The 21,727-nt window shown below is 68.9% G+C and carries 22 protein-coding genes; 20 read left to right on the top strand and 2 right to left on the bottom strand.

All coding sequences use genetic code 11. The annotated features are described in order from the left end of the window. Window positions 1-4: 4 nt before the first annotated feature. Entirely contained in the window at window positions 5-991 is a 987-nt protein-coding gene (locus tag QM809_RS17175) for a toll/interleukin-1 receptor domain-containing protein (RefSeq protein WP_415046897.1), read from the bottom strand. A 284-nt stretch (window positions 992-1,275) separates the two neighbouring features. On the opposite strand from QM809_RS17175, the gene rpmE reads away from it, so the two are divergent. From rpmE to QM809_RS17100, 15 genes are all read left to right on the top strand, one after another. Further along, window positions 1,276-1,488, top strand: coding sequence for a 50S ribosomal protein L31 (gene rpmE, locus QM809_RS17170; protein WP_415046896.1), 213 nt, complete (start codon window positions 1,276-1,278; stop codon window positions 1,486-1,488). A 299-nt stretch (window positions 1,489-1,787) separates the two neighbouring features. Further along, window positions 1,788-2,858, top strand: coding sequence for a peptide chain release factor 1 (prfA, locus tag QM809_RS17165; RefSeq protein ID WP_415046895.1), 1,071 nt, complete (start codon window positions 1,788-1,790; stop codon window positions 2,856-2,858). Further along, window positions 2,855-3,832 (top strand): peptide chain release factor N(5)-glutamine methyltransferase, encoded by a 978-nt coding sequence (gene prmC / locus QM809_RS17160; RefSeq protein ID WP_415046894.1) that lies wholly within the window; start codon window positions 2,855-2,857, stop codon window positions 3,830-3,832. Before prfA ends, prmC begins: the two co-directional genes overlap by 4 nt. Next, on the top strand, window positions 3,829-4,500 hold the full coding sequence (locus QM809_RS17155) for an L-threonylcarbamoyladenylate synthase (RefSeq protein WP_415046893.1): 672 nt from the start codon (window positions 3,829-3,831) through the stop codon (window positions 4,498-4,500). The genes prmC and QM809_RS17155 overlap by 4 nt, the downstream gene beginning before the upstream one ends. Window positions 4,501-4,510: 10 nt before the next feature. Continuing rightward, window positions 4,511-5,695 carry a glycosyltransferase family 4 protein gene (locus QM809_RS17150; protein WP_415046892.1) on the top strand — a complete coding sequence of 395 codons (1,185 nt, stop codon included), beginning with the start codon at window positions 4,511-4,513 and terminating at the stop codon, window positions 5,693-5,695. A gap of 63 nt (window positions 5,696-5,758) precedes the next feature. Further along, entirely contained in the window at window positions 5,759-6,247 is a 489-nt protein-coding gene (locus tag QM809_RS17145; protein WP_415046891.1) for a hypothetical protein, read from the top strand. Between the two features lie 210 nt (window positions 6,248-6,457). Continuing rightward, on the top strand, window positions 6,458-7,324 hold the full coding sequence (atpB, locus tag QM809_RS17140; protein WP_415046890.1) for a F0F1 ATP synthase subunit A: 867 nt from the start codon (window positions 6,458-6,460) through the stop codon (window positions 7,322-7,324). A 109-nt stretch (window positions 7,325-7,433) separates the two neighbouring features. Further along, window positions 7,434-7,685, top strand: coding sequence for an ATP synthase F0 subunit C (locus QM809_RS17135; RefSeq protein WP_415046889.1), 252 nt, complete (start codon window positions 7,434-7,436; stop codon window positions 7,683-7,685). 14 nt (window positions 7,686-7,699) lie between these two features. Beyond that, entirely contained in the window at window positions 7,700-8,260 is a 561-nt protein-coding gene (locus tag QM809_RS17130) for a F0F1 ATP synthase subunit B (protein WP_415046888.1), read from the top strand. A gap of 128 nt (window positions 8,261-8,388) precedes the next feature. Further along, a complete protein-coding gene (locus QM809_RS17125; protein ID WP_415046887.1) occupies window positions 8,389-9,204 on the top strand; it encodes a F0F1 ATP synthase subunit delta in 816 nt (271 codons plus the stop codon). Between the two features lie 58 nt (window positions 9,205-9,262). Continuing rightward, window positions 9,263-10,900, top strand: a complete 1,638-nt coding sequence (gene atpA / locus QM809_RS17120) for a F0F1 ATP synthase subunit alpha (protein ID WP_415046886.1) — start codon at window positions 9,263-9,265, stop codon at window positions 10,898-10,900. A 1-nt stretch (window position 10,901) separates the two neighbouring features. Then, window positions 10,902-11,861 (top strand): F0F1 ATP synthase subunit gamma, encoded by a 960-nt coding sequence (locus QM809_RS17115; RefSeq protein WP_415046885.1) that lies wholly within the window; start codon window positions 10,902-10,904, stop codon window positions 11,859-11,861. A gap of 29 nt (window positions 11,862-11,890) precedes the next feature. Continuing rightward, a complete protein-coding gene (gene atpD, locus QM809_RS17110; protein ID WP_415046884.1) occupies window positions 11,891-13,336 on the top strand; it encodes a F0F1 ATP synthase subunit beta in 1,446 nt (481 codons plus the stop codon). A 9-nt stretch (window positions 13,337-13,345) separates the two neighbouring features. Beyond that, window positions 13,346-13,723: a F0F1 ATP synthase subunit epsilon gene (locus QM809_RS17105; RefSeq protein WP_415046883.1), complete on the top strand. Its 378-nt coding sequence runs from the start codon at window positions 13,346-13,348 to the stop codon at window positions 13,721-13,723. Between the two features lie 128 nt (window positions 13,724-13,851). Beyond that, window positions 13,852-14,304: a DUF2550 domain-containing protein gene (locus QM809_RS17100; RefSeq protein ID WP_415046882.1), complete on the top strand. Its 453-nt coding sequence runs from the start codon at window positions 13,852-13,854 to the stop codon at window positions 14,302-14,304. Between the two features lie 27 nt (window positions 14,305-14,331). On the opposite strand, the gene QM809_RS17095 is transcribed toward QM809_RS17100, so the two are convergent. Further along, on the bottom strand, window positions 14,332-14,925 hold the full coding sequence (locus tag QM809_RS17095) for a cob(I)yrinic acid a,c-diamide adenosyltransferase (protein ID WP_415046881.1): 594 nt from the start codon (window positions 14,923-14,925) through the stop codon (window positions 14,332-14,334). Between the two features lie 60 nt (window positions 14,926-14,985). Here QM809_RS17095 and murA point away from each other — a divergent pair, with 60 nt between their 5' ends. The 5 genes from murA (at window position 14,986) to QM809_RS17070 (ending at window position 21,726) form a co-directional block, all read left to right on the top strand. Continuing rightward, entirely contained in the window at window positions 14,986-16,242 is a 1,257-nt protein-coding gene (gene murA, locus QM809_RS17090) for a UDP-N-acetylglucosamine 1-carboxyvinyltransferase (RefSeq protein ID WP_415046880.1), read from the top strand. Between the two features lie 189 nt (window positions 16,243-16,431). Then, window positions 16,432-17,703 carry an NDMA-dependent methanol dehydrogenase gene (gene mdo, locus QM809_RS17085; RefSeq protein ID WP_415046879.1) on the top strand — a complete coding sequence of 424 codons (1,272 nt, stop codon included), beginning with the start codon at window positions 16,432-16,434 and terminating at the stop codon, window positions 17,701-17,703. A 160-nt stretch (window positions 17,704-17,863) separates the two neighbouring features. Next, entirely contained in the window at window positions 17,864-18,934 is a 1,071-nt protein-coding gene (locus QM809_RS17080; RefSeq protein ID WP_415047133.1) for a MadB family AAA-type ATPase, read from the top strand. A 2-nt stretch (window positions 18,935-18,936) separates the two neighbouring features. Further along, window positions 18,937-20,472 carry a MadC family VWA domain-containing protein gene (gene madC, locus QM809_RS17075; protein ID WP_415046878.1) on the top strand — a complete coding sequence of 512 codons (1,536 nt, stop codon included), beginning with the start codon at window positions 18,937-18,939 and terminating at the stop codon, window positions 20,470-20,472. A gap of 72 nt (window positions 20,473-20,544) precedes the next feature. Continuing rightward, window positions 20,545-21,726 (top strand): iron-containing alcohol dehydrogenase, encoded by a 1,182-nt coding sequence (locus QM809_RS17070; RefSeq protein ID WP_415047132.1) that lies wholly within the window; start codon window positions 20,545-20,547, stop codon window positions 21,724-21,726. Window position 21,727: the final 1 nt, after the last annotated feature.

The raw sequence follows: 21,727 nt of genomic DNA, 5'->3' as shown, positions 1-21,727 counted from the left end.
CGATTCAGCAGTCTCGGACGGTCGCCCACTCGTCTTCGGAGAGAAGCAGTCCGATCAGCGTCTTGATCGACGCGGTGTCGCCCGCCCGGAGGGCGGCGACGATCCGTCGGCGACGGTCGGCGTCGATCAGGGCGAAGAGCGCCTCGGCCACCTCGGTGCCGGTCTGCTCGTCGAGTGCGGCGAGCTTCTGCTCACGTTTCGTACCCGCCCGGGGTGTGACGAAACGGGTGTCGAACGTCTCGTACTTCGCTTCCGGTGTCACGCGACCGAGTGCGATCCGGCAGGGTTTGGTGAAGTTCACGTTCGTGGAGACCGGGGGCAGTGCTTCGGCGAACCTGTCGCGCAGGAGGAACCACGAGGCCAAGTACTCGTTGACGGCGGGCTGCGCGGCCGGGTGGTCGTCGCCGAACTCGTCGCTCAGCGCGGCGGCCCTCTCCTTGAGTTCGCCGACCATGTGTGTCATCTGGCGATCGGAGATCCACCCGGTCCTTCGGGCGACGCTCTCGAGGACTTCGGGGAACTCGGCCGGTGCGGAATCGTCGATCGGCGTCGATCGTGGTTCGGTGCTCGGCGAGGGGGAACCCGTGACGGCCGACGGTGTGCCACCGGTGACCTTCTGCAGCTCTGTGACCAGAAGATCCAGGTCGGCGGTGTTCCTGTCGGTCCAGTCGAACCACTGCGCCGTGTTCAGGAAGTACTCGAGGCCCTTCGGCTCCACCGATTCGAGCCGAACCGGGAAGCACGGAAGCCGCCTGGAATCAGCCATTCCTATCTCCCGCTTCACATGCCGACTCCGGTCGCTGTCCTGGCAGAACAACACGATGACGGCGGCGGCGTTGTCGATGGCGGAGGTGATCGTCGTGGGCCAGTCCTGCCCCGGACGGATGTCCCGGTGGGCGACGAACGTGGGGATGCCCGCGGACTCGAGGTGTTCCGACAGCTGTTCGGCCTCGGCCTTCCGTGAACTCCGGTAGCTGATGAACACCGTCATGAATCGACCCCTGCTCCACTGGTCATGTCGATCGCTCCCCGCCGCCGATCGAGTTCGTGAACAGACTGTAATGCAGGGGGCAGCGGCCACGGGGTGAGGCGCCGACCGTCGGCCCGGTCGCGGATCGTCGGATGTCCGCGCGGTGGTGCGATCCATGCGTCGACGTCGACGATTTCCCCGCCCGTCGATCGCTGTGGAATAATCGATCGGTCAGTCCGGTTCCGGTTCACATCGGCATGCCCAGCGTCCGATGACCCGGCGGCCACAACGATTAAAGGACAAGAATGAAGCAGGACATCCACCCCGAGTACGTGGCGACCACCGTCGTCTGCGGTTGCGGCAACACCTTCGAGACCCGCAGCACGGAGAAGAACGGCCGGATCAACGTCGAGGTCTGCTCCAACTGCCACCCGTTCTACACCGGCAAGCAGAAGATCCTCGATACCGGCGGCCGCGTCGCCCGCTTCGAGAAGCGTTACGGCAAGCGCACCAAGTAGCTTCTCCACGACGCCCGGCACACGATCGACTCGATCGCTGGCCGGGCGTCGTTCGCATCTCATCGATCTCGACTCCGCTCGATCACCGAGGGGTGCTCGATCACCGGGGGGTCGTTCGATCATCGAGGATCGCTCGATCACCGAAGGTCCGGTCGATCTCGACTCCGCTCGATCACCGAGAGGCCGCTCGATCACCGGAGGGTCGCTCGACGGTCGAGAGTTCCTCGCCGGTCGAGAACCTCTCGGTGGTCGAGCGGAGTCGAGACCACACGTCCCACGAATTCAGGAGCAGAACCAGAGTGAGCAGGCAGGCCACCGCGATCGACGACGTTCTCGCCGAGCACGCCGGACTCGAACAGCAGCTGTCCGATCCGGCCCTGCACGACGACCCCGCCAACGCCCGGCGGGTGGGGAAGCGGTTCGCCGAGCTCGCGCCGGTGATGGCCACCTACACCAGGCTGAAGGCCGCGCGCGACGACCTCGAGGCCGCCCGGGAACTGGCCGAGGTCGATGCGGGATTCGCCGCCGAGGTCCCCGGCCTGGAGGCCGCGGTCGCCGAACTCGACGCCCAGCTCACCGACCTGCTGGCCCCGCGCGATCCGCACGACGGCGACGACGTGGTGGTGGAGGTGAAGTCCGGCGCCGGCGGCGAGGAGTCCGCGCTCTTCGCGGCCGACCTGGTCCGGATGTACCTCAAGTACTGCGAGAAGCGCGGCTGGAAGGCCACGGTCCTGGGCGTCACCGAGTCCGATCTGGGCGGCTACAAGGATGCGACGCTCTCGATCAAGGCGCGGGAGGCCACCCGCGACGGGGTCTGGTCGCGGCTGAAGTTCGAGGGCGGCGTGCACCGCGTGCAGCGCGTGCCGGTCACCGAATCGCAGGGCCGCATCCACACCTCCGCGGCGGGCGTCCTGGTGTATCCGGAGCCCGACGAGGTCGAGGACGTGCAGATCGACGAGAGGGATCTGCGCATCGACGTCTACCGCAGCTCCGGCAAGGGCGGTCAGGGCGTCAACACCACCGACTCCGCGGTCCGCATCACCCACGAGCCCACCGGCATCGTCGTGACCTGCCAGAACGAGCGGTCGCAGCTGCAGAACAAGGCCCGCGCCATGCAGGTTCTCGCCGCCCGTCTCCAGGCCGCCGCCGAGGAGGAGGCCGCCGCCGAGGCCGCCGCCGGCCGGGCCGCGCAGATCCGCACCGTCGACCGTTCCGAGCGCATCCGCACCTACAACTTCCCGGAGAACCGGATCGCCGACCACCGGATCGGCTACAAGGCCAACAACCTCGACACGGTCCTCTCCGGTGACATGGAAGCTCTGCTCGACGCCCTGGTGGAGGCCGACAAGCAGGCTCGACTCGAGCAGTGACCGCCGCTTCTGGTCTGCGCCGCCGGGGGGCGCAGCGCTTGGCCGAGGCCGGGATCGACTCCGCCGCCGCGGACGCCGCCTGGCTCCTGGCGCACGTCCTGGGCACCGAACCCGGCCGACTGCTCCTGATCGACGACGTCGACGACGACGCCCGCCGGTCCTACGAGTCGCTGATCGCGCGCCGCGCCGAGCGGATCCCCCTGCAACACCTGACCGGCAGCGCGCCCTTCGCCGGCCTCGACCTCGCGGTGGGACCGGGCGTCTTCATCCCGCGCCCGGAGACCGAACTCCTGGTGGAGTGGGCCGTCGGCGAGTGCGCCGCGCGCCCGGACGGCCCGCTCCGGGTGGCCGATCTCTGCTCGGGCAGCGGAGCCCTCGCGCTGGCGATCGCGACCGCGGTGCCGCGCGCCGCGGTGGTCGCCGTCGAACGCTCCCCGCAGGCTCTTGAGTATCTGCGCCGCAACGTCGCCGCGCAGCCCGAGTCCGTCGCCCGCCGCATCCGGGTGATCGCCGGGGACGTCACAGACCCCGCGGTCTGGGAGCGGATCGGGGAGTGCGAGCTGATCGTCGGCAATCCGCCGTACGTCCCGTCGGCGGCGGAGATCTCGCCCGAGGCGGCTCACGATCCGGCCGAGGCCGTGTTCTCCGGCGAGTCGGGCATGGACCTGATCGAGGCCGTGGTCCCGCTGATCGCGGCCGCCCTGGTGCCCGGGGGAGGGGTGGCCGTGGAGCACGACGACACCACCGCCGCGGCCGTGGTCGCCGTGTTCACGACGGACGGGGCGTTCGCGGACGTGCGGAGTCGGACCGATCTGGCCGGCCGGCCCCGCTGGGTCGGCGCGCGGAAGGCCCCCGAGCGCGGCGTCGCCCACGAGGAGACCGCCGGGAGCCGGACCCGAGAACAGCCCGTCGACACCGCGTCGAGCGGTACGAATGTGGCGCCGGAGGCGGGCGTGCAAGGATGGACGACGTGAGTGTCGTCTACGACTGCAGTGATCCGCAGGAGCGAGCGGCCGGCATGCGCGCGGCCGTCGGTGCCGCGCGCGGCGGCCGACTCGTCGTCATGCCGACCGACACCCTCTACGGCATCGGCTGCGATGCCTTCGACTCGGAGGCGGTGGCGTCCCTGCTCGAGGCCAAGCATCGCGGTCGCGACATGCCGGTGCCGGTCCTGGTGGGTTCCTGGCAGACGATCGACGGACTCGTCCAGCGGGTGAGTCCCGAGGCGCGCGAACTGGTGCAGTCGTTCTGGCCGGGCGGGCTCAGCCTCGTCGTCGAACAGGCGCCGTCACTGGCCTGGGATCTCGGTGACGCCGACGGCACCGTGATGCTCCGCATGCCGCTGCACCCGGTGGCCGTCGAACTGCTGCGCGAGGTGGGGCCGATGGCGGTCTCCAGCGCCAACGTGTCCGGCGGACAGCCGTCGGCGACGCTCGCCCAGGCGCGCGACCAGCTCGGCGACTCGGTCGCGGTCTACCTCGACGGCGGACCGGCCGATCACGCGGTGGCGTCGACCATCGTCGACCTGACCGGCGAGTCCCCGCTGGTGCTCCGCGAGGGCGCGGTGAGCCTCGACGAGGTGGCCGAGGTCCTCGACATGACCCCGGACGAGCTGCGGCTGCCGCAGCCGGAGTCCGAGTGACCCGGTCGCTGTGAACGGGTCCGGAACCGAAGCGGGACTGCTCGCGCTCGACGCCGTCAGCGGCGCGGGCGTGCCGCTGCGCGAGCTCGCCCTGGTGGGGCTCACCGCCACCGGCATCACCTACCTCCTGACCACCCTGGTCCGGGTCTTCGCGATCCGGGCGGGTGCGGTCGCCGTGCCGCGCGATCGTGACGTCCACCAGATCCCGACCCCGCGGCTCGGAGGGGTGGGCATGTACGCCGGGGTGGTGTGCGCGATCGCCCTCGCGGCGCAGCTGCCCGCGCTCAACCGCGGTTTCGCCTACACCCACGACATGACGGCGGTGATCGTCGCCGGACTGGTGATCGTGCTGGTCGGCGTCATCGACGACCGGTGGGGTCTGGACGCCCTGACCAAGTTCGTCGGACAGATCACGGCCGCGGGCGTGCTGGTGGTGATGGGCCTGAGCTGGTATCTGCTGTACGTGCCCTTCGCCGACATCGGCACGGTGGTCCTGGATCCGCTGCAGGCGGGCATCCTCACGGTGGTCATCACCGTCACCACGATCAACGCGATGAACTTCGTCGACGGTCTCGACGGTCTCGCCGCCGGTCTGGGACTGATCGCGGCCGCCGCGATCCTGATCTTCTCCCTGGGGCTGCTGCACGACCAGGGCGGCGACGTCAGCTACTACCCGGCGGCCCTGATCACCACCGCGCTGGCCGGAGCCTGCCTGGGCTTCCTCCCGCACAACTTCTCGCCGGCCCGGATCTTCATGGGCGATTCGGGCGCGATGCTGATCGGGCTGATGCTCGCGGCGGCCGCCACCAGCGCCTCCGGTCGGCCCGCCCGGAGCGCCTACGGCACCGCGGACATGTTCACGCTGCTCTCGCCGATCGTGCTGGTGGCCGCGGTGATGTTCGTGCCGCTGCTCGACATGGTGCTCGCCGTGATCCGCCGGACCCGGGCCGGTGTCAGCTTCGCGACCCCGGACAAGATGCACCTGCATCACCGACTGCTCGAGATGGGGCATTCGCAGCGTCGGGTCGCGATGCTGATCTACCTGTGGGTGGGCGTACTGGCCATGTCGGTGGCGGCCTGCACCCTCTTCTCGCCGCTCACGGTGGCCCCGTTCTTCGCCGGCGGCCTGCTGATCGCCCTGATCGCGACCTTCGCACCCCGGTTGAGCCGCAGGCTCGCCGTCGTGAAGGGCTAGCAGCCGCGAAGGGACGGCGGCCGTGGCGGGATGACGTACCGGGGATCACGTAGCCTGGTCCGCGTGTCCACGAACGACGACAACGCAGCCCCGACTCCCGATCCGACCTCCGGCGACGTCGCCGAGACCTCGTACGATTCGCTCGCTCCGCTGAAGAACGGCCTGCGCTACGGACTGTACGGCCTGCTCGCGTTGACCGCGGCGGGTCTGTTGATCTTCTGGCCCTGGCACGGCGTGCCGGGTCTGTACGGCGTGCTCATCGGCGCCGGCATCGGCGGCGTCTTCATCCTGCTGACGGTGGTGAGCATCATGGCCACCGCGAATCTCGCGCCGTCGGCCACCATGATCGCGGTGATGGGCGGCTGGTTCGTCAAGATGGTGGTGGTCCTGATCGTGATGGCGATCCTCGGCGACATGACCTTCTACTCGAAGGGCGCGTTGGTCACGATGCTGATCGGTGCGATCGTCGCCGTGCTCGGCTCGGAGGTGTGGGGCGTCCTCACCACCAAGCAGCCTTACACGGAGGATCCGAAGAGCACGCCTAAGCTGTGATGAATGCTACATTAACGCCGTATGAACACCCGTAATGACACCGAATGCCACATTGTGCGCGATCTGACCTGCTACTACACTGAATAGTAGTGGTTGACGATCCGGGCTGCGACCCCTCTCACCAGGGGGCGGATTCGCAGGTCCGGGTTACTACTTGATAAAGTTCTGAGCGCACGAGACAAGTGAACGCAACGCCCACCGGCGCTGCTCATGATTCGTGCCCGCACAGATTGCCGATCGGACCGGGTGTCCACGACGACGCCCCGGTCCCGAACACGGGAGAGAACGCTGAGCGTCATCCTTGCCGCCGCCGAGTTCCACGCGCCGAGCCTTGCCGATTTCTTCCCGAAGGCCGTGGCCTTCGCCGGAACACCGTTCGCGCTCGACCGACTGATGATCATGCGGCTGGCCATCGCGGCCCTCGTCGCGATCCTCTTCTACGTGGGCATGCGCAGCCCCAAGCTGGTTCCGAGTGGCCTGCAGAACGTCATCGAAAGCGCCCTGGACTTCGTCCGGATCAACATCGCCGAGGAGATCCTCGGCAAGGAGAACGGCCGCAAGTTCTTCACGATCATCGCCTCGATCTTCTTCGCGACGCTGTTCCTGAACCTGTCGTCGATCATCCCCTTCCTGAACATCTCCTCGAACGCGCGGATCGGCATGCCGATGGTGATGGCGGGCGTCGCCTACATCACCTACCTCTGGGTCGGTTTCTCCAAGTACGGGTTCTTCGGGTTCATCAAGTCCTCGATCGTCCTGCCGGGCGTCCCGGTGGCGATCCAGCCGCTGCTGATCCCGATCGAGTTCATCTCGACCTTCGTGCTGCGTCCGTTCACGCTGACCGTCCGACTCATGGCCAACATGCTGGCCGGCCACATCATGCTGGTGCTGTTCTTCGCGGCCACCCAGTTCTTCCTCTTCAGCGGTGGCGTGAACCTGATCTTCGCGCCGTTCTCGCTGCTCGCCGGTGTCGGCTTCACGCTCTTCGAGCTGATGATCATCGTCCTGCAGGCGTATATCTTCTCCCTGCTGACCGCGGTGTACATCGACATGTCGCTGCACGCCGACTCGCACTGATCCGAACCACCACCTACCGACCCTCGGCCCGGGAGACGCCCGGGGCCGGGACCACGAACTGACTCACCGCCCGACCGGGTGGCGAGCCACCAAGAAAGGGAATCGCAAGATGAGCTACATCGCCCAGACTCTCGCAGAAGCCACCGAGCAGACCACGACCGGTAAGGGCTACGGCGCCATCGGTTACGGCCTCGCGGCCATCGGCCCGGGCATCGGCGTGGGCATCGTGGCCGGCAAGGCCATCGAGGGCATCGCCCGCCAGCCCGAGCTGGCCGGCCAGATCCGCACCACCATGTTCCTCGGTATCGCACTGTCCGAGGCCCTGGCGCTGATCGGTATCGTCACCGGCTTCATCTTCTGATCTGAGCCACAGACATGATCAACTCCACTGAGCTGTATCTCGCCGCCGAGGGCGGCGAAGATCAGAACCCGCTGCTCCCGCAGTGGTACGACATCATCTGGTCGTTGGTCGCCTTCGCCGTCGTTCTGTTCGTCTTCTGGAAGTTCGTCGTTCCGATGTACCAGAAGATGCTCGATGAGCGTCGCGCCACCATCGAAGGCGGCATTGAGCGCGCCGAGGCCGCTCAGGCCGAGGCCAACGCCGCACTGGTCGCCTACCGCGAGCAGCTCGCCGGCGCTCGTGACGAGGCCGCGAGCATCCGTGACGAGGCACGTGCCCAGGGCACGCAGATCATCACGGACATGAAGGCGCAGGCGACCGCCGAGAGCGATCGCATCATCGCCAACGGCGCGGCACAGCTGCAGGCCCAGCGCCAGCAGGTCGTCGCCGAGCTGCGCAGCGACGTCGGACGCCTGTCCGTCGACCTGGCCGAGAAGCTGGTCGCCGGCGAGCTGTCGGACGGCGCCAAGCAGGCGGGCACCGTCGACAAGTTCCTCGCGGAACTCGACGACGTCGCCGGAAACGCCGCGAAGTAAGAGCACAGATGAGCGATGGACGGCTGCGGGTCGGCGGGGTGACGTCTTCGGGCACACGCCCGGGGGAGTGCTCCGCCGATCCTGCCGAACCGTTCACCGTGTCACGCCACGAGAAGGAATGTAGGTAGATGTACGCAGCGTCAAGCCGTGAAGCCCTCGCCGGGGCCCGCGTCGAGCTGGAAGCCGCTCTGCGCGGCGTGACGAGCGACGATGCGGTCACCGTGGGCGACGAACTGCTGTCGTTCGCCGAGACCGTGTCCGATCACCGTGCGCTGCGTACCGCTCTGGCCGACTCGGCCACCGCACCCGACGCACGCGCCGCGGTCGCCCGTGGCCTGCTCTCGGGCAAGGTCACCGAGATCACGCAGCAGACGGTGGCCTCGGCCGCCGCCCGTCACTGGTCGCGCGACGCGGATCTCGCGTCCGCCCTGTCCGAGCTCGGCCGCGAGGCCATGCTGCAGGCGGCCAAGTCGCAGGGCCGCCTGGAGACGGTGGAGGACGAGCTGTTCCGGCTCGCCCGCACCGTCAAGGGCAACCCCGACCTGGAGCAGGCGCTGAGCGACCGCGCCCGGTCCGAAGCCGATCGCGCCCGACTGCTCGATTCGCTGATCGCCGGCAAGGTCGACGACGTGACCCGCCGACTGGCCGCCCAGGCCGTCGTCGCGAGCGACGAGGCCCCCGGCGACGTGATCGACGATCTGTCCGCCCTGGCCGCGGCAGCCAACGGCCGCAAGGTGGCCTACGTGACCGCAGCCGGTGAGCTGTCGGCCACGCAGCGCACCCAGCTGTCGGAGAAGCTGTCCGCCGTCTTCGACGCGCCGGTCACCCTGCACGTCGATATCGATCCCGAGCTCCTCGGTGGGGTCGTCGTCCGCGTGGGCGACGAGCGCATCGACGGAAGCATTGCCGGAAAGCTCGCGGCACTGCGTCGCAGCCTGCGGTGACCCCCACTAGAACGATTCCCAGACCCTTTAAGAAAGCCCAGGAAGAGCAGGCAGGAATATGGCCGAGTTGACCATCTCCTCCGATGACATTCGGAGCGCGATCGCAAATTACACCGACGAGGTGCGCGGGGAGGCCACTCGTGAAGAGATCGGCGTCGTCACCGACACCGGCGACGGCATCGCTCATGTGAGCGGTCTGCCGGGCGCGATGGCTAACGAGCTGCTGGAGTTCCCCGGCGGCATCCGCGGCGTGGCGCTCAACCTCGACCTCGACGCCGTCGGCGCCGTGGTCCTGGGCGACTACGAGAACATCGAGGAAGGCCAGGAGGTCAAGCGGACCGGCAACGTGCTGTCGGTGCCGGTCGGCGACGCCTTCCTCGGCCGCGTCATCGACCCGCTCGGTGCGCCGATCGACGGCCTGGGCGCCATCGAGTCGACCGAAGAGCGCGTCCTGGAGCTGCAGGCCGCGACCGTGCTCGAGCGCCAGCCGGTCGAGGAGTCCCTCGCCACCGGCATCAAGGCCATCGACGCCATGACCGCCATCGGCCGCGGCCAGCGTCAGCTGGTGATCGGCGACCGCAAGACCGGCAAGACCGCGGTCTGCATCGACGCCATCCTGAACCAGAAGGCGAACTGGGAGACCGGCGACCCCGACAAGCAGGTCCGCTGCATCTACGTCGCGATCGGCCAGAAGGGCTCGACCATCGCCGGCGTCAAGACCGCTCTCGAAGAGGCCGGCGCGATGGAGTTCACCACCATCGTCGCCGCTCCCGCCTCGGACTCGGCAGGCTTCAAGTGGCTGGCCCCGTACACCGGTTCGGCCCTCGGCCAGCACTGGATGTACCAGGGCAAGCACGTCCTCATCGTGTTCGACGATCTGTCGAAGCAGGCCGAGGCCTACCGCGCCATCTCGCTGCTGCTGCGCCGCCCGCCGGGGCGCGAGGCCTACCCGGGCGACGTCTTCTACCTGCACTCGCGTCTCCTGGAGCGTTGCGCGAAGCTCTCGGACGAGATGGGCGGCGGCTCGATGACCGGTCTGCCGATCATCGAGACCAAGGCCAACGACGTCTCGGCGTTCATCCCGACCAACGTCATCTCGATCACCGACGGCCAGGTGTTCCTCGAGTCGGACCTCTTCAACAAGGGCGTCCGTCCGGCCATCAACGTCGGCATCTCCGTCTCCCGTGTCGGTGGCGCCGCCCAGACCAAGGGTCTCAAGGACGTCTCCGGTTCGCTCCGTCTGGAGCTGGCCCAGTACCGCGAGCTGGAGGCCTTCTCGGCCTTCGCCTCGGACCTGGACGCCGCTTCGAAGGCGCAGCTGGAGCGCGGTGCCCGCTGGGTCGAGCTGCTCAAGCAGGACCAGTACAGCCCGGTCTCGGTCGAGGACCAGATCGTCTCGCTGTACCTCTGCGGTGACGGCTTCATGGACTCGGTGCCGGTCGACGACATCCGTCGCTTCGAGGCCGAGCTGCTGGAGGCTCTGCACCACAGCGCCAAGGGCGTCTACGAGAACATCGCCGGTGGCGCCAAGAAGCTCTCGGCCGAGGACAAGGCCGCTCTGGCCGCGGCCACGAACGACTTCAAGGCCGGTTTCCGGGCCGGTGACGGCAGCAGCGTCGTCGAGGTCGCCGCCGACGCCCTCAACCCCGAGGACGTCGAGTCCGAGACGATCCGAGTGACGAAGAAGACGAAGTAACATGGCCAGCATCCGGGAACTGCGCGGGCGGATCAGGTCGATTCAGTCGACCAAGAAGATCACCAAGGCGCAGGAGTTGATCGCGACCTCGCGTATCACGAAGGCACAGGCTCGCGTGGCCGCCGCCCGACCGTACGCCGAGGAGATGACCAGCGTCGTCGCGAAGCTGGCCAGCCACGCCAATCTGGGAGTGGTTCCGCTCCTGACGGCACGGCCCGAGCCGAAGCGCGCCGCGGTGCTGGTGATCACCAGTGACAGCGGACAGTGCGGCGGCTACAACGCCAACGTCCTGCGCGAGACCGAGGAACTGCTCTCCCTGCTGCGCGAAGAGGGCAAGGAGCCGGTGCTGTACGTGATGGGCCGCAAGGGCATCGGGTACTACACCTTCCGCGACCGGGCGATCTCGGCCAGCTGGTCGGGCTTCTCGCAGCAGCCGGTGTTCGCCGACTGCCAGCCGGCCGTCCGCCACCTGGTGAACCTGTTCCTGGCCGGTTCGGGCGAGGTCGTGGAGCTGCCCGACGGCGGTCGGGAGGAGGGCGTCGACGAACTGCACGTGGTCTACACGCGCTTCGTCTCCATGCTCTCGCAGCAGCCGGTGGTCCGTCGCATGGCGCCGATCGACGTCGAGTTCGAGCTCGAGAAGCTCGACATGGGCGAGGACATGCTCGACGCGACCCCGTCGGGTTCGGTCGGCGCGGACATCGAGTTCGAAGGCGACGACGCCACGGTGCTCCTCGACGCGCTGCTTCCGAAGTACGTCTCGGCGCGTATCTACGCGGCACTGCTCGACGCCGCGGCGTCGGAGAGCGCCGCGCGCCGTACCGCCATGAAGGCGGCGACCGACAACGCGACCGAGCTCGAGAAGAATCTGAGCCGGCAGGCCAACGCGGCCCGCCAGGCGCAGATCACCCAGGAAATCAGCGAGATCGTCGGCGGCGTCGAAGCGCTCGCGCACAACTGACAGACATATCGAGGAAAGAAGAAGAAACCATGACTGCAGCAGTCACCGACACGACCGCGGCCGCTTCGGCGACCGCCGGTCGCGTCGCCCGCGTCATCGGCCCCGTCGTCGATGTCGAGTTCCCGCGCGGCGCCGTACCCGACCTGTTCAACGCACTCCACGCGGAGATCTCGCTCCCGGCCGTGGCCAAGACGCTGACCCTCGAGGTGGCGCAGCACCTGGGCGACAACGTGGTGCGCACCGTCTCGATGCAGCCCACCGACGGCCTGGTCCGCGGCGCGGCCGTGACCGACACCGGCAAGCCGATCTCGGTGCCCGTCGGCGACGTCGTCAAGGGCCACGTGTTCAACGCGCTGGGCGACTGCCTGGACGCTCCGGGTCTGGGTCGCGACGGCGAGCAGTGGGGCATCCACCGCAAGCCGCCGGCCTTCGACCAGCTCGAGGGCAAGACCGAGATCCTCGAGACCGGCATCAAGGTCATCGACCTGCTGACCCCGTACGTCAAGGGCGGCAAGATCGGTCTGTTCGGTGGTGCCGGCGTCGGCAAGACCGTGCTGATCCAGGAGATGATCACCCGTATCGCTCGCGAGTTCTCCGGCACCTCGGTGTTCGCGGGCGTCGGTGAGCGCACCCGTGAGGGCACCGACCTCCACCTCGAGATGGAGGAGATGGGCGTCCTCCAGGACACCGCCCTCGTGTTCGGCCAGATGGACGAGCCGCCGGGGACGCGTATGCGCGTCGCCCTCTCGGCCCTGACCATGGCCGAGTACTTCCGCGACGTGCAGCACCAGGACGTGCTGCTGTTCATCGACAACATCTTCCGCTTCACCCAGGCCGGCTCCGAGGTCTCGACCCTGCTGGGTCGCATGCCTTCGGCCGTGGGCTACCAGCCGACGCTGGCCGACGAGATGGGTGAGCTCCAGGAGCGCATCACCTCGACCAAGGGCCGTTCGATCACCTCGCTGCAGGCGATCTACGTCCCCGCGGACGACTACACCGACCCGGCGCCGGCGACCACCTTCGCCCACCTGGACGCGACCACCGAGCTCTCCCGCCCGATCTCGCAGCTGGGTATCTACCCGGCCGTGGATCCGCTGACCTCGACCTCGCGCATCCTGGAGGCCTCGATCGTCGGCGACGAGCACTTCCGCGTCGCCAACGAGGTCAAGCGCATCCTGCAGAAGTACAAGGAGCTGCAGGACATCATCGCCATCCTCGGTATGGACGAGCTCTCCGAAGAGGACAAGGTCACCGTCGCCCGCGCGCGTCGTATCCAGAAGTTCCTCGGCCAGAACTTCCTGGTCGCCGAGAAGTTCACCGGTCAGCCCGGTTCGGTGGTGCCGCTCGCCGACACCATCGACGCCTTCGACCGGCTCTGCAAGGGCGAGTTCGATCACCTGCCCGAGCAGGCGTTCAACAGCTGTGGCGGCCTCGACGACGTCTTCGCGGCTGCCGCGAAGATCGAGGGAAAGTAGTCTTCGACCATGTCTGAGAAGACTTTCCGAGTGGACGTCGTCTCGCCGGATCACGTGCTGTACTCGGGGGACGCCACGTTCCTGAAGGCGCAGACCACCGACGGCGAGGTCGGCATCCTGGCCGGTCACGCACCGATCTTCGGTGAACTCGCGCCCGGCGGGTGCGTCGTGGTGACCGGTGCCGACGGCAGCAGGCTGGCGATCGCGGCGCAGGGCGGATTCCTCTCCGTCGACGCCGACACCGTCCGGGTGCTCGCCGAGTCGGCCCAGCTGGCCGACGAGATCGACGAGGCGGCCGAGCGTGCCGCACTGGAGCGCAGCGAGGAGGGTACCGAAGCGTACCTGACCGCTCGTTCCCGGATCCGCGCCGTGGAAGCCGTGAGCTGACACGACGGGTCCTTCTTGACCGACGGCGACCAGCTGTCCCGACTGCGGGACAGCTGGTCGCCGTGTTCTTCCCCTATGCTGGTGTTCTCTCCGGACTGTTGTCCCGACACGTGAAATGAGGTGACTGCGTGGCCTGGTGGTGGTGGCTCGGTACAGCCGTGCTCGTGGTGGGCGCCCTGGTCTTCGCGGGGCTGCTGTACCGCGTGCGGGAGGTCCGTCGTGCCGGGACCCCGGTGCTCTTCCGGGAGCTGCCGGCGGCCAGCGACGAGGGGTGGCGCCACGGTTCGGTGCACTACACCGAACCGGCGCTGGTGTACTACCGGCTCACGGCCCTGCGTCCGGGACCCACCGCGGTGCTGTCCCGGCGGCGGCTGGAGCTGCGGGGAAGACGTGCCCCCGAGGGCACCGAGTTCGAGATCATGGAATCGGACATGGTGGTGCTCGAACTCAGCGTGACCGATCGCGCGTACGGGACCCGCGAGTACGAGATGGCGATGGCCCCGGTGCTGACGACGGCGTTCCTGTCGTGGCTGGAGGCGCGGCCGCCGCGTCGTTCCCGGCGGAACAAACGCGCGGCCTGAGCCCGACGCGCGACCCGGGATCCTCGGTCAGTCGCGCTGCCGATGCGCGCCCGGCACCCATTTCACGTCGGCGGTGCCGGCCCGGACGTTCGCCACGCGCGCCAGGATGAAGAGCAGATCCGAGAGCCGGTTGAGGTATTTCGCCGGCAGGACGCCGGTGTCGTCGGGGTGGGCCTCGACGGCGGCCCACGCGGAACGCTCCGCCCGTCGGACGACGACGCGTCCCTGATGCAGCAGCGCCGAGAGCGGGGTCCCGCCCGGGAGGATGAACGAGTCCAGGGGAGTGAGCTCCGCGCCGAAGCGGTCGCACCACTTCTCCAGGGCATCGATGTAGGACTCCTCGATGCGCAGCGGCGGGTACTTCGGATCGTCGACGACCGGCGTGGAGAGGTCGGCTCCGGCGTCGAACAGATCGTTCTGGACGGTGCGCAGGACGTCGGCGATGTCGTCGGGGACGTCACCGCCGAGGGTCAGTGCGAGCCCGAGAGCGGTGTTGGCCTCATCGCAGTCGGCGTAGGCCACGACCCGCAGGTCGGTCTTCGCCACGCGGGAGAAATCGGAGAGTCCGGTGGAGCCGTCGTCACCCGTACGCGTGTAGATCTTGGTGAGATGCACTGCCATGAGAGCAAAGCTACGCCTGGTTCGGTGGGCGACGGTGAGCAGATCACCTAAGCTACTGCCGTGAGTGATCGTTATCTGGTGACCGGCGGCGCACGACTGTCCGGCGAGGTCTTTGTCGGGGGCGCCAAGAACAGCGTGCTGAAGCTGATGGCGGCAGCACTGCTTGCGGAGGGCCGGACGGTCCTCACCAATGTGCCCGAGATCGCGGACGTTCCGCTGATGGCCGAGGTGCTGCGCGGACTCGGTGCGCAGGTGGAGACCGACGGCGAGCGCGTCGTCATCGACTCGCCCGCGGTCCCCGAGTACCACGCCGACTTCGACGCGGTGAAGCAGTTCCGCGCGTCGGTGTGCGTCCTGGGCCCGCTGATGGCGCGGTGTCGCAAGGCGATCGTGGCGTTGCCCGGCGGCGACGCGATCGGTTCCCGCCCGCTGGACATGCACCAGTCGGGACTGCGGGCGCTGGGCGCGCACAGCGCCATCGAGCACGGCTGCGTCGTCGCCGAAGCCGACGCGCTGACCGGTGCGGAGATCGCGCTGGAGTTCCCGTCGGTGGGCGCCACCGAGAACATCCTGATGGCGGCCGTGCTGGCCGACGGCACCACGACGATCGACAACGCGGCGCGGGAGCCCGAGATCGTGGATCTGTGCCAGATGCTCAACCAGATGGGCGCCCGGGTGAGCGGCCTGGGCAGTTCGACGCTCACCGTGGAGGGCGTCGACTCGCTGCAGCCGACGACGCACCACGTGGTGGGCGACCGGATCGTGGCCGGCACGTGGGGGATCGCGGCGGCGGTGACCCGCGGCGACGTGACCGTGCGGGGCATCGACCCGAACCACCTGAGTCTGGTGCTCGACAAGCTCGGCCACGCGGGCGCCGTCGTCGAACGGTACGACGACGGGTTCCGGGTGCGGCAGGAGTCGCGGCCGGTCGCGGTGAACACGGCGACGCTGCCGTTCCCGGGCTTCCCGACCGACCTGCAGCCGATGGCGATCGGTCTGGCGGCGATCTCGGAGGGTCTCTCGCTGATCACCGAGAACGTGTTCGAGGCGCGTTTCCGGTTCGTCGAGGAGATGCAGCGGCTCGGCGCCGACGCGCGCACCGACGGCCACCACGCCGTCATCCGCGGGGTGGAACTGCTCTCCAGCGCCCCGGTGTGGTCGAGCGACATCCGGGCCGGCGCCGGCCTGGTCCTGGCGGGTCTGGTGGCCGACGGGGTCACCGAGGTGCACGACATCGAGCACATCGATCGCGGCTACCCGCACTTCGAGGAGAACCTCCGCAACCTCGGCGGGACCATCGAGCGCGTGAAGGGCTGAGAAGCACGCGCGGGGCGGCGGGCCCGCCGTACCGGCGGGACACTGTCCGTTCGGTCAGGGCCGCGACCTGACCCGAGGGGCCGACCCGGTGCACAGGGGGTCAGGAGCCCTTGCCGTCGCCTTCCTCACAGAACAGTCTGAATGTGTCAGGAAACACGTTCGACCGTTCGACACGAGGAGATACCCGCAATGGCCATCGAACTGAATCAGATCTGGGACTTCCCGATCAAGGAGTTCCACCCCTTCCCGAAGGCGAAGCTCGGTGTCGGAGCCCACGACATGATCGGCGTGGAGGCCAAGGAACTGGGGATGACCCGGGTGCTGCTGATGACGACCGGCCTGCGCGGCTCGGGCATCATCGAGGAGCTCAAGGGCAAGATCGAGTGGCAGGGTGTCGACGTCGTCGTGTTCGACGAGGTCGAGTCGAACCCGAAGGACTACAACGTCATGGATGCCGCGGCGCGGTACCAGGAGGAGAAGTGCGACGGCATCATCTCCGTCGGCGGCGGTTCGAGCCACGACGCCGCCAAGGGCGCCCGCATGGTGATCTCGCACGACGGTCGTAACATCAACGAGTTCCAGGGCTTCTCGCAGTCGACCAACAAGGAGAACCCGAAGCACATCGCGGTCTCCACCACGGCCGGCACGGGCTCGGAGACCTCGTGGGCGTACGTCATCACCGACACCTCGGACATGGACAACCCGCACAAGTGGGTGGCCTTCGACGACAACTGCCTCGTCGACCTGGCGATCGACGATCCGCTGATGTTCTACTCGTGCCCCGAGCACTTCACCGCGTTCTGCGGCTTCGACGTGCTGGCGCACTGCTCCGAGCCGTACGTCTCGCGCCTGGACTTCGCTCCGTCGCTCGGCAACGCCAAGTACGCGATCGAGCTGACCGCCAAGTACCTGCGCCCGGCCACCTACGAGCCGCACAACCTGGAAGCCCGCGCCGGCATGATGCACGCGCAGTACATCGCCGCGCAGGCCTTCAACTCGGGCGGCCTGGGCCTGATCCACTCGCTCTCGCACGCCTTCTCGGCGTTCTATGACAGCCACCACGGCCTGAACAACGCGATCGCCCTGCCGCGCGTGTGGGAGTACAACCTGCCCGCCCGCTACGAGCGTTTCGCCGACATCGCCAAGCTGATGGGCGTCGACACCCGCAACATGACGACGGTCCAGGCCGCCGACGCCGCGGTGGAGGAGGCCATCCGGATCTCGAAGGACCTCGGCATCCCGGAGAACTTCGGCGAGCTGAACGTCCACAGCTACGAGAAGAACCGCATGAACACCGGCAAGTACGCCGGCAAGGGCGAGGGCGTCGACACCTCGGAGGAGCAGATCCGCGCCATCTCCGAGCACATGATGGGTGACGCCTGCACCCCGGGCAACCCGCGTGAGTGCACCGTCGAGTCGATGATCCCGATGGTCCGTCACGCCATGACCGGAAGCTACTGATCGCCCCTCCCCGAGGGAGCACCGACGGAGGAGTCCGGGTGCCCGCGCCGTCTGCGCGGGTGCTCGGACTCACCGGCATATCGAGCATCCCCCGATGTGTCTGCGGGCCGTCGTCCCGCAGCTCACCCCACCCGCAGACCCGCCGCGCACCGAGGACATCATGACCGACACCACCGAGACCACCACCGACGTCGTCGACAGCTTCGCCTCCGTCGACGCCCTCTCCTCCGCCCTGTCCGATCAGGGGTACCTGATCGAAGGCGACCTCGCGGTGGTCGTGTACCTGGCCACGCTGCTCGACCGGCCGCTGCTGCTGGAGGGACCGGCCGGCGTCGGCAAGACCGAGCTGGCCAAGGCCCTCGCCGCCGCCGCCGGCCGCGAACTGATCCGCCTGCAGTGCTACGAGGGGCTCGACGACTCCCGCGCGCTGTACGAGTGGGACTACGCCCGCCAGCTGCTGCACGTGCAGATGCTCCGCGACCGCATCAGCGGCGAGCTGGCCGCCTACGACACCCTCTCCGAGGCGTCGACGGCGCTGGCCCGCACCGAGGTGGGCGTCTACACCGAGGACTTCCTGGTGCCCCGCCCGCTGCTGGCCGCGATCATGTCGGAGCAGCCGACCGTGCTGCTGGTCGACGAGATCGATCGCACCGACGAGGCGATGGAGGCGGTGATGCTCGAGGTGCTCGCCGAACGCCAGGTGACCGTGCCCGAGCTCGGCACGTTCACGGCGCGGTCGGCGCCGTGGGTGATCCTGACCTCGAACGACACCCGCGAGCTCTCGCCCGCCCTCAAACGCCGCTGCCTGCACTTCCAGGTGGCCTACCCCGATGCCGAGCGCGAGCGCCGCATCGTCGGGGTGCGGGCGCCGGAGGTGGAGGAGACGGTGATCGCCGAGGTGGTCGAGCTGGCGCGTCGTCTCCGCGAGATGCCGCTGCGCAAGAGCCCGTCGATCGCCGAGGTGATCGACGCCGCGCGGGCCGCCGCACACCTGAAGAGCGACACGGGTGCGGCCAGCGCGGGAGCGACCGTCGGCGGACAGGATCGGGCGCTGATGGCGCTGCTGGTCAAGTTCGGCAGCGACATGGAGCACGTCGAACGCTACCTGGGCCCGGACACCCCGACCGGCGACTACGACCCGATCGGCGTCGACGGCACCACGGCGCGCAGCTCGGTGACCGCGAAGGCGTTCGGCGCGGGCCGCGCGCGCAGCACGGCCGCCCGGAGCTGATCGTGAGTGCACCGACGGCGAGCCGGGTGCGCGACAAGGTCCTCGACACCGTCGCCGTGCAGTTCGGGCGGACCCTTCGAGCGATGTCGGTGCAGGCCTCGCCCGCCGAGGTGATCGAGATCCGGCGGGTCCTGGACCTGATCGGCGCCCGCGATCTGGACATGCTGGAGACCGGACTGCGCGCGGTGAGCGTCAAGTACGCGCACGAGCAGGAGTCGTTCGACGAGGCCTTCGCCCTCTTCTTCCGCGGCCACCGCGCCCACGCGGAGCCGACCGACCTGCCGCGCGTCCGCGGCGTGCTCGGCGAGAGCATGCCCGACGACATCGTGTGGGACGAGGAGTTCGAGGGCTCCGGACGCGTCATCGGCGCCGACGAGCACACGCAGGAGATCGGCGACCTGATCGCCTCCGACGACGAGGCCGGCGAACGCTTCGGCGAGAGCTCGCACCGCGAGGCCAACGACTTCACGGTCTCGTCGGGGGCCGACGAACTCCAGGTGGACACCGAGGCGTCGGCGGTCGACGGCGGCGTCACCTATTCGGTGGAGGTCGACAGCGCCGACGCGAGCGAGGTCGGCGAACTCACCTCGGCGGGGACCCGGGTCGAGGGCACCACGCTGAGTCTGGCCGACGCGGCCGGTCTGCTGCGGGCGCTCGACACGGCCGACGGACGGCAGGCCTACGGCGGGATCGACGGCATGGAGGGCCTCGACGCGGCGGCCGTCGCCGAATTGGAGGAGGCGCTCAGCCGCTTCGTCGACGCGCTCTCGGAACGCCTGGCGGCGTCCGCCCTGGTGACCGGCGACGACGATCCGCCGTCGAAGGTGCACCGGGATCAGGCCGACATCGATCGTGCGTGCCATCGACTGGTGCAGCGGATGAGGGGTGCGCCGCGCCGGGTGAGTCGGAAGGTGGCCGACGGCCGGCTGGACATCCGGCACACCATGCGCGCCGCGGTGGCCACCGACGGGGTGCCGCTGGAACTGTGGCGCCGCAGGACCACCTCCGGTCCGGTCCGGATGCTGGTGATCATCGACGTGTCGATCTCGGTGCGGCCGGTGACCGGCTTCATCCTGCGGCTGGCGCAGACGCTCCACAAGTTCGGCGACCGATGCGAGGTGATCGCCTTCGTCGACCGGCCGGTGCGGGTGACCGATGCGCTGCGGACCTCCTCCCCGGACGGCGCGCTGGCCGCGGTGCTGGCCGCCGACGGTCTGGATCTGTCCGCGACCAGCGACTACGGCCGGATGTGGCACGAGCTGCTCGACGAGTACGGCGAGCTGATCACCCCGCGCACCAGCGTGCTGGTGGTCGGGGACGCGCGGCACAACGCGTTCGATCCGCGGACCGATCTGTTCGCCGAAGCGGCCCGGCGGGCGTTCCGGGTGGCCTGGCTGACACCGGAACCGGAACGCTATTGGACGCAGACCGGCTGCGCGCTCGGCGATTACGCTGAACACTGTGCGGGGGTGGTCAGCGCGCGGGACGGCGCCGAGGTGCTGGAACGCTGCGACGAACTGGGGGACGCCCTGCGCTGACGGACGGCGCGGCGGCGCGCCACGAGGACCGGACAGGGCAGTAGGAGGAACGATCACGTGACCGAGCAAGCGGTGCTCCAGGACGGTGCGCGTCGGTCGCATCGGATCGACCGGGTGGCCAAGTTCCACACCCCGGAGATCGTGTTCGGTCCCGATGCGCTGTCCGAGGTCGGGAACGCGGTGGCCGGGCTCGGCCTCACCCGGCCGCTGGTGGTGTCCGACCGTCATGTGGCGGCCACCCCGTGGCTCGACCGGGTGCTCGCCGATCTGCGTCGCCGCGGTCTCACCCCCGCGGTGTACCTCGACGTCACGCCGAACCCGCGGGCCGCGGAGGTGGTCGCCGGGCACGCGGCGTTCCGTCGGCACCAGGCGGACGGGCTGGTGGCCGTCGGCGGGGGATCGGTGATCGACACGGCCAAGGCGGTGGCGGTGCTGGCCACCAACGGCGGCGAGATCCTCGAGTACGAGGGCATCGACCGTGCGGCGCGCGCGCTGCCGCCCCTGGTCGCCGTGCCGTCGACGGCGGGAAGCGGTGCCGACGTCTCGCAGTTCTGCGTGATCAACGACCCCCACCGCCGCACCAAGGTGACCATCGTCGGACGGAAACTGGTGCCGAACGTGGCCGTGGTCGATCCGGTGCTGGTGACGACCGCTCCGCCGGAGGTGATCGCGCAGGCCGGGATGGATGCGCTGACGCACAGCGTGGAGGCGTTCGTCTCGCTCGCCCGCGGTCGGCTGACCGATGCGCTCGCGGTGGAGTCGCTGACCGGCATCTGGGCCAACCTCGAACGCCTGGTGCACGACCCGTCCGACGAACAGGCCGCCGCCGAGATGTCGCTCGCGTCGATGCGGGCGGGGATGGCCTTCACCAACGCCATCCTCGGGGCGACCCACGCGATGAGCCATCCCGTCGGCGGCTACTGCGATGCGCCGCACGGGACCGTCAACGCCGTGCTCCTCCCACACGTGATCAGGTACAACGCGCACGTCTGCGCCGACGATTTCGCCGAACTCGCCGACGCGGTCGGGTTGTCGGCGAGCGGCGCCCCGCGGACCGTCGCCGACCGGCTGGCCGGCGCGGTCGCCGAACTCGGGTCGCGGGTCGGGATGCCGTCGACCCTGACGCCGCTCGGCGTCGAGTCGGACCTGCTCGACATGCTCACCGACCGGGCGCTCGGCGACTCGTGCATGCTGACCAATCCGCGTCGGCCCGAGCACGCGGAGATCCTCGACGTCTACCGGCAGGCGCTGTAGC

The sequence above is a fragment of the Gordonia sp. (in: high G+C Gram-positive bacteria) genome, assembly GCF_047600385.1.
In the GTDB taxonomy this organism is placed as follows: domain Bacteria; phylum Actinomycetota; class Actinomycetes; order Mycobacteriales; family Mycobacteriaceae; genus Gordonia.
Note: the sequence above shows the minus strand (reverse complement) of the source record. Positions and strands in the feature narration are given on the sequence as shown.

Coding starts and splice junctions, on each gene's coding strand:
- QM809_RS17175 (WP_415046897.1), bottom strand. CDS start 991: ATGACGGTGTTCATCAGCTACCGGAGTTCACGGAAGGCCGAGGCCGAA.
- rpmE (WP_415046896.1), top strand. CDS start 1,276: ATGAAGCAGGACATCCACCCCGAGTACGTGGCGACCACCGTCGTCTGC.
- atpB (WP_415046890.1), top strand. CDS start 6,458: ATGATTCGTGCCCGCACAGATTGCCGATCGGACCGGGTGTCCACGACG.
- QM809_RS17135 (WP_415046889.1), top strand. CDS start 7,434: ATGAGCTACATCGCCCAGACTCTCGCAGAAGCCACCGAGCAGACCACG.
- QM809_RS17130 (WP_415046888.1), top strand. CDS start 7,700: ATGATCAACTCCACTGAGCTGTATCTCGCCGCCGAGGGCGGCGAAGAT.
- QM809_RS17125 (WP_415046887.1), top strand. CDS start 8,389: ATGTACGCAGCGTCAAGCCGTGAAGCCCTCGCCGGGGCCCGCGTCGAG.
- atpA (WP_415046886.1), top strand. CDS start 9,263: ATGGCCGAGTTGACCATCTCCTCCGATGACATTCGGAGCGCGATCGCA.
- QM809_RS17115 (WP_415046885.1), top strand. CDS start 10,902: ATGGCCAGCATCCGGGAACTGCGCGGGCGGATCAGGTCGATTCAGTCG.
- atpD (WP_415046884.1), top strand. CDS start 11,891: ATGACTGCAGCAGTCACCGACACGACCGCGGCCGCTTCGGCGACCGCC.
- QM809_RS17105 (WP_415046883.1), top strand. CDS start 13,346: ATGTCTGAGAAGACTTTCCGAGTGGACGTCGTCTCGCCGGATCACGTG.
- QM809_RS17095 (WP_415046881.1), bottom strand. CDS start 14,925: ATGGCAGTGCATCTCACCAAGATCTACACGCGTACGGGTGACGACGGC.
- mdo (WP_415046879.1), top strand. CDS start 16,432: ATGGCCATCGAACTGAATCAGATCTGGGACTTCCCGATCAAGGAGTTC.
- QM809_RS17080 (WP_415047133.1), top strand. CDS start 17,864: ATGACCGACACCACCGAGACCACCACCGACGTCGTCGACAGCTTCGCC.